The organism is Hydrocoleum sp. CS-953, assembly GCF_002260545.1.
Classification (GTDB): Bacteria; Cyanobacteriota; Cyanobacteriia; order Cyanobacteriales; family Microcoleaceae; genus Trichodesmium.
Window position 1 is genome coordinate 1 of record NZ_LGSU01001389.1, and the last position, 11,883, is coordinate 11,883.

At 37.1% G+C, this 11,883-nt stretch carries 9 protein-coding genes and 3 pseudogenes; 2 read left to right on the forward strand and 10 right to left on the reverse strand.

Features of this window, described 5'->3' with window-relative positions; genetic code table 11:
• From AFK68_RS27405 to AFK68_RS27440, 10 genes and pseudogenes are all read right to left on the reverse strand, one after another.
• A pseudogene (locus tag AFK68_RS27405) lies at positions 1 to 315 on the reverse strand (hypothetical protein); the annotation flags it as partial.
• Positions 316 to 533: 218 nt separating this feature from the next.
• Positions 534 to 659, reverse strand: a complete 126-nt coding sequence (locus AFK68_RS43645) for a hypothetical protein (protein ID WP_256386588.1) — start codon at positions 657 to 659, stop codon at positions 534 to 536.
• Positions 660 to 816: 157 nt separating this feature from the next.
• Positions 817 to 1,062, reverse strand: coding sequence for a DUF4058 family protein (locus tag AFK68_RS27410; RefSeq protein WP_371357590.1), 246 nt, complete (start codon positions 1,060 to 1,062; stop codon positions 817 to 819).
• Between the two features lie 186 nt (positions 1,063 to 1,248).
• A partial coding sequence (locus tag AFK68_RS27415) for a TauD/TfdA family dioxygenase (protein ID WP_210407653.1) occupies positions 1,249 to 2,205 on the reverse strand: 957 nt, incomplete at its 5' end.
• 1 nt (position 2,206) lies between these two features.
• A pseudogene (locus AFK68_RS46680) lies at positions 2,207 to 2,565 on the reverse strand (gamma-butyrobetaine hydroxylase-like domain-containing protein); the annotation flags it as partial.
• A gap of 322 nt (positions 2,566 to 2,887) precedes the next feature.
• The gene (locus AFK68_RS27420; RefSeq protein WP_094673763.1) at positions 2,888 to 3,826 is read right to left on the reverse strand and encodes a phytanoyl-CoA dioxygenase family protein; all 939 of its coding nucleotides are present in this window, start codon (positions 3,824 to 3,826) and stop codon (positions 2,888 to 2,890) included.
• A 166-nt stretch (positions 3,827 to 3,992) separates the two neighbouring features.
• Positions 3,993 to 5,399, reverse strand: a complete 1,407-nt coding sequence (locus AFK68_RS27425) for a hypothetical protein (protein ID WP_094676778.1) — start codon at positions 5,397 to 5,399, stop codon at positions 3,993 to 3,995.
• Between the two features lie 11 nt (positions 5,400 to 5,410).
• Positions 5,411 to 6,496, reverse strand: a complete 1,086-nt coding sequence (locus AFK68_RS27430) for an alcohol dehydrogenase family protein (protein WP_094676780.1) — start codon at positions 6,494 to 6,496, stop codon at positions 5,411 to 5,413.
• A 366-nt stretch (positions 6,497 to 6,862) separates the two neighbouring features.
• On the reverse strand, positions 6,863 to 7,303 hold the full coding sequence (locus AFK68_RS27435; RefSeq protein ID WP_094676782.1) for an NADAR family protein: 441 nt from the start codon (positions 7,301 to 7,303) through the stop codon (positions 6,863 to 6,865).
• A gap of 320 nt (positions 7,304 to 7,623) precedes the next feature.
• On the reverse strand, positions 7,624 to 9,834 hold the full coding sequence (locus tag AFK68_RS27440) for a transketolase (protein ID WP_094676784.1): 2,211 nt from the start codon (positions 9,832 to 9,834) through the stop codon (positions 7,624 to 7,626).
• A gap of 304 nt (positions 9,835 to 10,138) precedes the next feature.
• Between AFK68_RS27440 and AFK68_RS27445 the strand changes: the two genes are divergently transcribed.
• Both AFK68_RS27445 and AFK68_RS27450 read left to right on the forward strand, forming a co-directional pair.
• The coding region (locus tag AFK68_RS27445; RefSeq protein ID WP_246844500.1) for a cytochrome P450 at positions 10,139 to 11,252 on the forward strand (1,114 nt) is incomplete at its 3' end.
• A 1-nt stretch (position 11,253) separates the two neighbouring features.
• A pseudogene (locus AFK68_RS27450) lies at positions 11,254 to 11,721 on the forward strand (cytochrome P450); the annotation flags it as partial.
• Positions 11,722 to 11,883 lie beyond the last annotated feature (162 nt).

Consider the following 11,883-nt stretch of genomic DNA (forward strand, 5'->3'; position numbering starts at 1 on the left):
AAAATCATTAGACTGTTTAATAGGATAAATATCTGCTTTAATAGCTGATGCTGTATGAATGACATTAAAGCTATTAGTCCGACCTCTCAGAGCATCATCTATAGCAGTATCACTCAGATAAAATTCTGTTGATAATGCTGTTATTAATTGTTCTACTTTATCTGGTTCTAAAATAATTGCAATATCAGCATCTTCTGTTTGTCTCCGTTCTCCCCAAAACGAACTAGCCAGACCACGACTTAAGTAGTAAGGAATGTTTAAATTATCTAATATTTCACCAAGGTTCAGGGCTAAATCAATTTCAGAAGCAATCATAAAATCTNACCACGACTTAAGTAGTAAGGAATGTTTAAATTATCTAATATTTCACCAAGGTTCAGGGCTAAATCAATTTCAGAAGCAATCATAAAATCTGTGTTAATAAGTTTATTTATTGAGCAATATTTCTCTCCTAGTTTTAATTTGATATACTCTATTTTTAGTTGTTTATTTGTTAGATTATCATGTTGTTGTTTAAATAAATTCCACCAAATTTATTGAGATTGAATGGATGCCCTGTGATATTGCATTATTCTGGTTTCTATGGGTATTTTTCCTATGAGGTCGAACCAAATTTTTTCAGTTTCTATGGTTGTATCTGTTGCTTGAGTTTTATACATTATTACTAATCTACTGCCTAATTTGATTGTGTAAAAATAGCTGAATTTTTGATTGCTTGAGTTATCTTTAGGAGTACCAGATTATAGATAAGTAAAGACAATTTTAGCTTCATACTTTTAGACGGTCAGTTTCCCTAGTTCAAGTTTTAGTACAAATTTATCTTAACCCTTGTTTGTTCAAGATATTTGCTGCCCAAATTGTATCAGTTTTTGATAAAGCAGGAATAATTTTTTGTTGATAGTCAATTATTAAATTATAGCGTCGTTGGTCGTAAACTTGATGTAAAATACTTTGTAAATCTAGGATAACTTCTGAATCTTCTGGAAGTAGAGGCAAAGTAAAAACAGGAATCATATCTTGAATCTTAAAAGTATTATAGATGTGCTTGAGGACGTTGATTATTAGGACTAACTAAAATGCAATAGTCACGCTCTATATTGTGATTTAAAGTAATCATTTGTTATCGATCATGTTTTTCTTTATTCTTAAGTTACTGCTTAATAGTATGTTTTTTCAGGGCATTATATCGTTATTTTTTGATTAAGTTAATACTCTCACTATATCGTTAATTTTTCGTGACTAAATTGGTTAATTTTCCATCAAGTACAGGTGTTTAAGCATCTCAAAGTTCTGCCTAGCGTTGATGTAATCCCAAGCAATAGTAGCCCATCTAAGATGTCTGTGTCCCGATAGCGGATCGTAAGCTGTTCGTCCGTGAATTATCCTAAAGTTCTGTGCTAGCAAACAGTCTCCAGGTTCAAGACGGAAGCGGTATTCATAAATTGGATCTTTTAAATAACGACAAAAAGCTGAATATGCTTCATAAAAAGCTTCTAGTTCATCGAAAGGTATATTCCAATTACAAGTCTTGCGACTAAAGTAGATTCCAGCAACTTTACCCTCCCAGTCTAGTTCTAGAATTGGGGTTTTGCGGGAGAAAAAATACCCTCGCATTGGGTCAAAATCCTGAAACTGCAAAGGGGTTTTTGCTAAAATCTGAAAGTAGTCTTGATGATTCTGGTGAAAATCTGTAGCAATACGAAAGCCATCAACAAGTAACGATTCGCCGCCAGAAGCATTGTTGTCTACACAATATAGAACCTGTACTAGACGCGGCTCGTGGACGTGGCATCGATCAGTGTGAAGTGCCAACGCATGACCTGTAAGCGACTGCCCAATATCTGTGCTGTTTGGCATTGCTTTTAATTCCCCGAATCGTCCGTATTCTGTTGCATGAATCGGTCCAATGGATGATATGAAATCATCTAAATTGTCAGGATTGATATTCTTGAGTACAGTAAAACCTAATGTAAAAAGCTGACTCATCCAAACATCTTCAGGACAGGAATGAATATCGTACTTTTTGGGTGGATGAGCATCTAACCAAGCCCGATCCCATAGAATTTTTTGTTCTTCGGGCTGCTGAGGCGAGGGGTCGTAAGCATGATTCAGCAGCCAGGAGACAGGGAATATACTTTTATGAGGTGGTTCTTCTTTCCAAATAATTTCAATTTCTCCATTCTTCTCCTCTACAGATAAAGGTTCNCAGGAATGAATATCGTACTTTTTGGGTGGATGAGCATCTAACCAAGCCCGATCCCATAGAATTTTTTGTTCTTCGGGCTGCTGAGGCGAGGGGTCGTAAGCATGATTCAGCAGCCAGGAGACAGGGAATATACTTTTATGAGGTGGTTCTTCTTTCCAAATAATTTCAATTTCTCCATTCTTCTCCTCTACAGATAAAGGTTCTGGCGGTGAGGAGAGATCGCTGATATCGAATAACCCCTGGAAAGAAGTAGGATGCCGACAATCAGGACATAGGCAATTTTGTCGCAACCAAATATAGTGGAAACGTTTGCCTTGGACTTCAAGAAAATTATCATTTAAAGTTATTGTAGTGTTCATTGAAAATTTCTATTTTTTAGTTGTTCAAAATCAAGAAATACAAATTAAATTGCGCAAAGGATCTATATATAGATATAGTGCCTTGATGCGTCACAGTGGCGCGAAAAAACTCCAGCAATAGCGTCAATGTGTAAGTCCTATTAATTTAATTTTTGACATTCATCTATCAAAATTTTCATCAATTTTTTTGGCTGAGGCTGATAGTATACATCTAGTTGCGAGTACCTTTTCTGCAACTAGATGTATCTAGTTTCTTCTAAGCGAGCTTTGGGCAAATAGCAGTCAATTATCTCACCGGTAAATCCCCGTTCAAAACATTTTTCTATGGCATTTCGTTAATTTTTCTAGTATTAGGAAGCCTAGAGTACCTTTTTTCAAGATTTCCTACTCCAGCGTATAACTCGGCATCGTCAGTTTTTTGCTGGTTAAAAAAATCTTTGTCTATGAATACTGAATCATATTTTTTATCTTGGAGCCAAGAGTCAGGTAATTTCTTCAATGGCCGATACCGAAGAATTTCAGCCCCTTCTAAATCGTATGGCTCATTGTCAGCAGAGTTGTAATGACTAACAACAAGGACTCGAGGATGATCGGTCTGATTATTTTCCGAATAGTGAAGTGTATTACCGTGCATAATCAATATGTCCCCTGGTTCCATCTCACAATAGACTAATTCCAGTTTTTTGAGAATTACCTCCATTCTTTCTGGATCGGTTATCATATTTCCACGACTATTAATATGATCGATTCGACCAAGCAAATGGGATGACTTCAACACTTGAACACAACCATTTTCTTTAGTTGCTGAAGTGACAGCAACAAAAGTGCTTACAAAATCAGGGAATAAACAGCCATCATAATACCAAGCTCCGTAGCCTTGATGCCAGTTAAAGTAGCCCTGGGAATGAGGTTCTTTTCTCACTACTTTTGAGTGCCAGTGATAGCATTCTTTCCCTCCTAAGAGAGTTTCAACTGCATCCACCATTCTCGCTAATCGAGGAATGCTTCCTAATAAAGTATTCTGTGTTTCCATAAAATAAGTAAATCGACAAATATTTCCGTCAATGTCTAGAAAACTTGTCTCATTTTCTTGTAGTTTTGTATCTTCAACACAGGCTTTATATAGAGGTTCGATTTCTTGACGATTAAAAAAGCTAGGAATAATGATAAATCCATCTTGATGATACCTATTAATCTGCTCTGGTGACAAAGGATTGGTTGTAAGTATCTCAGAGTTAGATAAGTTAGTTGTATTGGTCATTCTGTATTATTTTTCTGGTAATCGTGTACACTTTATCTTCTATTATAAATAGAATAGAATTGTCAAGCCAACAGTTTTCAGAATTGGCTATAATAATTTTAAATTCTATTCAATCACTTCCTTATTCATGTTAATTTTTTTTCCTCTCCCACCCTACCTCCTCTAATTACAATCTCTCCAATTCCTGACATTCTTGAATCAAAATTTCCATCAATTTTGGTGGCATACGCTGATAAGATAAATCCAATTGCTGATATTTTTTCCATAAATTGTGATATTTATCTCTATCTAAACGTGCTTCTTGAATATAGCAATCAATTGCCTTACCAGTAAATCCTTTTTCCAGACATTTTTCTAAAGCAATTTTGGTCTCTTCAATTTCCCCCACACATTCAAAAGCATTATGATCTTCTAGCCCCATTAGTTGTCGATAATAAAGCTGTATATCGGGTTTATCAAAAAGATTTTCTTTGTTTAAAACTTGTTCAATTTCATTTGCCTGTTCTGGAGTTAGATAAGCCATATAGGACAAATAAACATAAGCACATTTAGGACAAGATTTACACCAAGGCGGCTTAGTATTACAAGAGTAAACTAATTTTAAATCGCCTTTTTTAACTTTTTGAGCTAAGATTCGATATACTAATATATCAGAACATGGTTTTAGTAAACTAAAGACTACTAAATTACTAATAAATTCTTCTTGGATATACCTTTCATAAACCTCTTCACACTCGGTACTTTTACACCAGGCATGATTAATATTTTGACTTCCTACCTTAACCTGTTCACTATCAGCACTTTTTTCATTGCCATAACATAATTGGGTATATTTCTCTTGCAGAATAATAGGCAAAATTCCAAACATTCCATAAGCTAAAGGTAAGTCTTCATAATTTCTAATATCAGAAACTTCTAAATTTTCTACGCCATGAAGTTTAGCTGCTGGAGAGTTTAGGAATGACTCAATAATATACTGACGGTGAATTTTTTGCGGTGGATTTTCGAGGTTATACAGATGTTGTTCGTGCATTTCAAACAACTTTTCTGGATTAGCATGGGTATGTAGATTGATGCTAAAACTATCAAAAGGAATATGATTATCGTCTAAAATCCGAGCCATTAACAGACTATCTTTTCCACCACCATTGCAAACAAGTAAGGGAGTTTTTCCAGGAATTAGAGTTACTGCTGAATTTTTCAGAGGAGCAATATCCTGATGAATAATTTGAGTGCCTTGATAATCTAAATTACCTGTTTCATAACGCCATTGCCCTAAACATTGTTCGACGCTTAAATCCCAAATTTTTTGTAGATTACTTGTCCAATATTTACTATATTTTCCTAAGTCAAGGTGAGTCGGTTTTAAACTTAATATCTTTAATCCATGAAATAACAAAATATGGAAATAAATTTTTTCCATGTATTCTTGGGTATATTCTGACTCTAGCTGATGAAAGTCAACTGTTGAATACCAAAGAGTAGTTGTAAAAGTTATTTCGTTGTATTGATAAAGCAAGGTCAAGTTATGTTTTGACCGAGTACAATAAACAAGTTTTAAGACAATATTCATTATTAATATTCTCAACCTTTAGTAATATTTTCTTCTTCAATATCAAGAACTACTTTACCAAAAAAACTTTTAGTTTGAAAAAATTGTTGAGCCTCCTTAATTTCAGATAACTGAAAAACTTGAGCAACCAAAGGTTTTAATAAATCTGCTTCAAGGTATCTAACTAACCTTTGAAATACCTCAGATTCTAGACGTGTTGCTCCAATCATTTCTAAATCTTTGTAAATCAAATCTCGTAAATCTAGAGAAACCATTGGATTTCCAATTGCTCCACAGGAAACATATCTTCCTCTTGGTTGAAGAGATTTAATCATCAAATTAAAATAATCTCCTCCGACTACATCTAAAGCAACAGTAATTTTATATTTAGCTAAATTTTCAGCTAATTTATCATTTCTTTGATAGACAAAATCTGCACCTAAATCTTTAGCAAAAGCTTCTTTATTAGCTCCAACAATTGCAATAACTTTTGCTCCTCTAATTTTACTTAATTGAATTAAAGCACTACCAACACCACCGGAAGCTCCGATAATTACAACAGTATCTTCTGCTGTAATTCTTCCTTTGGTAAGCATATTTTCTGCTGTAGAATAAGCACAGGGAAATGTAGCTAATTCAATATCAGAAAGTGAAGAATTAATCGGATAAATATTAGTAGCAGGAACTACTACATATTCAGCAAAACCCCCATCTAATTCACTGCCAATATATTGATAGTCATCTAGAGTTTCTTCACGAATCCAACTATCAACTATAACTCTTTTTTGGAGAAGTTTTGAATCTACATTTCCCCCAATTTCTATTACTTTGCCAACAATATCAGCACCTTGTATTCGCGGAAACTCTGTACCATTTTGTGTCCAGCAAGATGTATTATTAGGGTTGTTTTCTTTTGTATCTTGGAGAATAGCTTGAAAATTATCCTCCGCAGCATACCAACCAGTGCGAGTATTAATATCTGTATTATTTACCGAACAAGCTCCCACTTTAATTAAGACTTTTCCCGGTTTTGGGGTTGGTTTAGGAACTTGAGTATAGACCAGTTTTTCTGGTCCACCAAACCCAGTAAGAATAACCGCATTCATTAAATCAGTCATTTCAGTTATCAGTTATCAGTTATCAGTTATCAGCAGTACCTCTATGAATAATTAATAATTAAACTAGAAACTGCAAAGTTCTGAGAATAACTATTGCTAACTAAGGCTTTCAGCCATTTCAAAGTTAGAAACTCTCTATTCATAATGTAGTTGCTGTAAGTCTGCTCCAGTAATATTTTCAGTCTTGAAAGCAAATCGTTTTTTAGAATAAATTTGTACTCTCCAGTAATTAAATAATCCTTGCATTATCATTATTAATTGTTCATTATTAATTATTTACTGCTCCCCTGCTCCCCACAAGTTTTTCAGGAGTTCTTTATAAGGGATAGCTTTTAAGGGGAGATTTTTAACCTGAATTATTAATTATTAATTATTCTGTAACCTATTCCTTACTTTCATCAATATTTCTCCCAAACGATTTTTCCCACTCCCATCTTTACCACATCCCCAATAATAATCTTGAGGCGCATTTTCTACTATTAACTCATCCCCCGTACTCAGAAGAATTTCGCCAATATCTTTATGAGTTTGAAATTTACAAAGTAAACCTCGCTCCATCACATCCTCTTTAATTTCCTCCCAGTCTTTGCGGAGGGGACGAGTACGCTCTCGCCCCATTTTAGCAGCATCTGCCGGAGTTTTAGCTAATCTAATTTCTTCGAGATGCTGAGTCCCCACAAATTTTTGGGCTTGGAAATAATGCTCTGAAGTTGGCCACCAGAGTCCATCCAGTTCAAAACCGTGGGGGGAAAAATTGGAAAAACAACCATAAGGCTGTTCTGTTTCATCAAAAAAGTAAATAGTCATTTCAGTTATCAGTTATCAGTTATCAGTTATCAGTACCTTGATCGAAATAAAAAAGCAGAGAAACCGGGTTTGTATCAAATGCCCTACAATACTAACATTAACCGCTCACAAACCCGGTTTCTTGTTACTCCGATTTATCGGGAACCGTAGCAAGCTGATTTGATATAATTTAGGGTTTGCTGAAAATCCCAATAGAACTTACGCATAAACTAGGTTTGTCAAAGAAGCATGGTAGTTTTAGAAATAATCAAGCCATAAAACCAGTTAGTTTATTGATTGGTTTGCGTAAGTCCTGTCTTTTTCAGCAAACCTCTACCATCTTAATGTACCAATTCTATCGCTCGCTTAGTCAAAGCTTCAGCAGTTATACCATTAAAAGCCATCACCTGAGCAGCACTAGAAGCAGTCTCACCTCGTCGCCAAGCAAAGGTATCCCGCTTAACCTGACTCCGTAACATAATTGGTTCCAACATCAAACTAGCGCCACCAGTCACACCTATTAAAGCATCACCGCCGAATAACTTCTCAAAACCAGCATCATCCAAAAATCCGCCATCAGCTTCAGAACAAGTATCCCAACCTGTATCCTGGGGACGATACAAACGCCGGGGGTTCATCACAGAAACGATGCGCACCCCAATACCCTCAGCTTCCAAAGCAGCAGCAGCTTCAAATACTGGAATTAATGGCATATCTCCCACCACTGCAAACACAACAGTCTGATCTCCTGCTACCTCTTCAAGAACAACAGCACCATCTTGTAAACCTTGTCTTGTCTGTTCAAAAGTAGTGCGAATAGGTAATGGTGACTTGCTAGCAGTAATAGTCACACCCTTATTCTTAGTCGTCAGCGCCCAGTCATAACAAACTTGAATACTATTAGCATCGGGTGGGAATAGAGCGAATACATTCCCATTTCGCATCATCGCTGCAAAATAAGCTTCAATTTCCGGACGTTGGTGTGTCCAACCATTACGCCCCTGTTCCAATGCACCCGCAGTAAATAATGTAATAGTCGAAGGGGTGAGATGACGTAATTCTGCCATTGCTTGAGTAACAGTTTGCCAAATAGGTACGCCGTTAATAGCAAAAGATTCATAAGAACACCAAACTGTCCGCGCTCCCATTAATGCTAAACCCGCTGCCATTCCAGCACAAGCATCTTCACTCAAAGGTTCGTAAACCTGACCTTTCGGACCTTGGAAATAAATGTCGTCGGTGGTAGGGTGAATAATTTTCAATGCTTGGTTAATATTATTAATACCTGATGCAGCGTTACCATCAGCATTAGTAATTAAGAAATGAGGGTCTTTTTGACCGACATGAGCTATTAATGCTCCCATTGCAGTTGTCGCAACTTTGGGGTCTCCACCAACAGCATATTCTTCTAAAGGTAGTTGACCTAATTCTGCTAGTGGGTACTCAAATTCCGTGACAACAGTTTTAGAAGCAGGACCGCCACCAGCACGTTCGCAATTTTTCCGTACTAACTCCCAACCTTCTACTGGTAGAGCGCGTTCCTTGAGAGCGTTCATAATTTGGGGACTATCGAGGGTGTCTTTCGGATAGAGGTTGTGAGATTTTGAACCTCTGGCGTGAACTCCTGCACCTTTGAGTTGTTTGATAATAAAAATCGTCAGTTTGCCACCAAGAGCAGATTTTGCTGCTTTGTCAACATTTTCTAATACTGCTTTGGTAAATTCCAGACGCTTTTCTAAGGAGAAGGCGCTGCTATCAATATAGTCGCCTGGTTGGTTTTGGTCGTCGAAGTCTTTAGCATCTACCAATATTACTTCCGCAAAACCGTTGCCTTTCCAGTAGGCAATCATTTCTTCATTAGTTTTAGTGGAGACCATGCTGTGATGTTCTTGACTATAACCGTTCCACACTAAAATAGGTAAAAAGTTAGTGACATCAGGATAGGCAGTGTTAAAGTGCGCCATACTGCTGACTGGATAGGGTTCTCCCAGACCACCGTCTCCCAAAGTGAAAGGGAATAGGGTGTCGCGATGTAATAATGCTGCTGCCATAGCGAAATGTTGCCCTTGTCCCAGTGGCCCAGCGGGGTTAAGTAATCCAGGAATACAGCCAGATAGGTGTCCGAGAAGTCCGTGCATTTCCCGGAAGCGATCGCGCATTTGTTGGACTGTGAAGATTTCCATATCTTCTAGGGAGCGATCGAGAAATACAGCACTATAAAATCCGGGGGCGTGGTGTCCGACTTCTGTGAGAATATTTTTGTAGCCTAACATTACTAAGGCTGCATAAGCTTCTGCTTGACTGGCAAAACCACCAGGGTGTCCTGATGCTTTGCTGCCTGTGACTTGTAGCATTAAGTAACGAAGAGCATCGGCGTAGAGAAGGGTTTGATATACGCCAGTCGGGTCACTTGGTGAGGCGATCGCTTTACTACCTTCTGCTATTGCTGGTGTTTTGCCGTGGGTTTCAAAATCAGGCCAAGCTTCTCCGAAGTATTGGATACCTTCGCAAAAATCTGGAACTGTTGTTGGTTTTGGAGTTGTTGCAGTCATAGCAATTTTCCTGTATTTTTCTCTTTTTCAGGACTTATATATATAGGCGAACCCAGAAACCCGGTTTCTTGTAGACTTCTATTGTTCAAAACAATGATTTACGTTAGAAAGCAGGTTTCTTTGCGTAAGTCCTATTTTTATTTCAGATTAATAATAATTTAACATCTACGGGGATCAATGTTAATTGATTTTACTTGAGGGATTAATAAGTCTAGGCAATGTTGTTCAAGTTCTAGGCAATCAAAAAAATTAATAGTTACAATAATCAAAAAATCCAAAAGATAACTAAATTAAGAATATAACAATGATACAACTGCCAGGTCCAAAAACTCCTGTTTTAATTCAACTCTTCCAGTGGGTGGCCAAACCCTTGACATTTATGGAAAAATGTGGCAAGGAATATGGAGACTCATTTCAAATAAACTTGAATTACCCAATGGTATTGATTAGCCATCCAAAGGCCATTGAGGAAATTTTCAAGACTAACCCAAAACAGTTTGACTGTGGTTCCGGTAATAAATTTTTGCAGCCATTGCTAGGAGATTATTCATTATTGTTATTGGATGGTACTCCTCACCAACGTCAACGTCAATTATTGATGCCACCCTTTCATGGGGAACGAATGCAAGCTTATGGTAAGTTAATTTGTAATGTCACTGAACAAGTAGCTAGCAAGTGGGAAGCGGAGCAGGTTTTTTCGATGAGAGAATCTACTCAAGAGATATCTTTGAAAGTAATATTACAAGCAGTTTTCGGTTTATCTGAAGGAGAAAGGTACTCTAGATTAGAGCGACTTTTGGGTTCACTTATGGAGTCATTGAATTCCGCCTCGAAAGCAAGTATGTTATTTTTCGAGTTTCTACAAATAAATTTGGGTGCTTGGAGTCCGTGGGGAAAATTTATCAAAGAAAGGGAAGAAATTTACGAGTTATTGTGTGCAGAAATTTCTGAACGTCGTCAACAACTAGATACTGAAAGCTCTGACATTTTGACAATGCTTTTGTTGGCGCGAGATGAAACAGGGGAAGGTATGAGCGATATAGAATTGCGCGATGAGTTGATGACATTACTATTAGGGGGACATGAAACTACAGCAACAGCATTAGCTTGGGCTTTTTACTGGATTCACTACCAACCAGAAATTTATCACAAACTATTAGAAGAATTGGCAACTCTTGGGGATGCTCCAGACCCAATGACAATTATTAAGTTGCCCTATCTAAATGCAGTTTGCTGTGAAACCCTGCGTATTTATCCAGTAGTATTGATTGTATCTCCACGAGAAGCAAAAAAAACAATCACAATAATGGGTCAAGAATACCCAGTGGGAACTGCTTTAACTCCCTGTATTTATCTAACTCATCACCGGGAAGATTTGTATCCTGAACCCGAAAAATTTAAACCAGAACGATTTTTAGNTTGCCCTATCTAAATGCAGTTTGCTGTGAAACCCTGCGTATTTATCCAGTAGTATTGATTGTATCTCCACGAGAAGCAAAAAAAACAATCACAATAATGGGTCAAGAATACCCAGTGGGAACTGCTTTAACTCCCTGTATTTATCTAACTCATCACCGGGAAGATTTGTATCCTGAACCCGAAAAATTTAAACCAGAACGATTTTTAGAACGTCAATACTCCGCTTACGAATTTTTACCTTTTGGTGGTACTAACCGACGTTGTATTGGAGCAGCGTTTGCCATGTTTGAAATGAAATTGGTATTGGCAACTATTCTCAGACACTATAATTTAGCATTAGCAGACAAACAACCAGTAAAACCAGTACGTCGCGGTGTAACTTTAGCCCCAGCAGGTGGAGTGAAAATGGTTATGACTGGAAAACGTATGCAGGTAGAAACAAAATCTCCTTCTGTGGCAACTGTATAGAACCCCTGAAGGGAGCTATTTAAAAGTAGAGGGGGAGGTAGGGAGATGGGGAGATGGTTTTCGGACACATTTTAAAAAATAGGAGAAAAGCTATGAATTTTACGGGTGCTTTATCATTTTTGAAAAAGCAAGCTAATGTACCATTGTTTCTCGGTGCAACTA

Coding starts and splice junctions, on each gene's coding strand:
- AFK68_RS27440 (WP_094676784.1), bottom strand. CDS start 9,834: ATGACTGCAACAACTCCAAAACCAACAACAGTTCCAGATTTTTGCGAA.
- AFK68_RS27430 (WP_094676780.1), bottom strand. CDS start 6,496: ATGACTGATTTAATGAATGCGGTTATTCTTACTGGGTTTGGTGGACCA.
- AFK68_RS27420 (WP_094673763.1), bottom strand. CDS start 3,826: ATGACCAATACAACTAACTTATCTAACTCTGAGATACTTACAACCAAT.
- AFK68_RS27425 (WP_094676778.1), bottom strand. CDS start 5,399: ATGAATATTGTCTTAAAACTTGTTTATTGTACTCGGTCAAAACATAAC.
- AFK68_RS27435 (WP_094676782.1), bottom strand. CDS start 7,303: ATGACTATTTACTTTTTTGATGAAACAGAACAGCCTTATGGTTGTTTT.
- AFK68_RS43645 (WP_256386588.1), bottom strand. CDS start 659: ATGTATAAAACTCAAGCAACAGATACAACCATAGAAACTGAAAAAATT.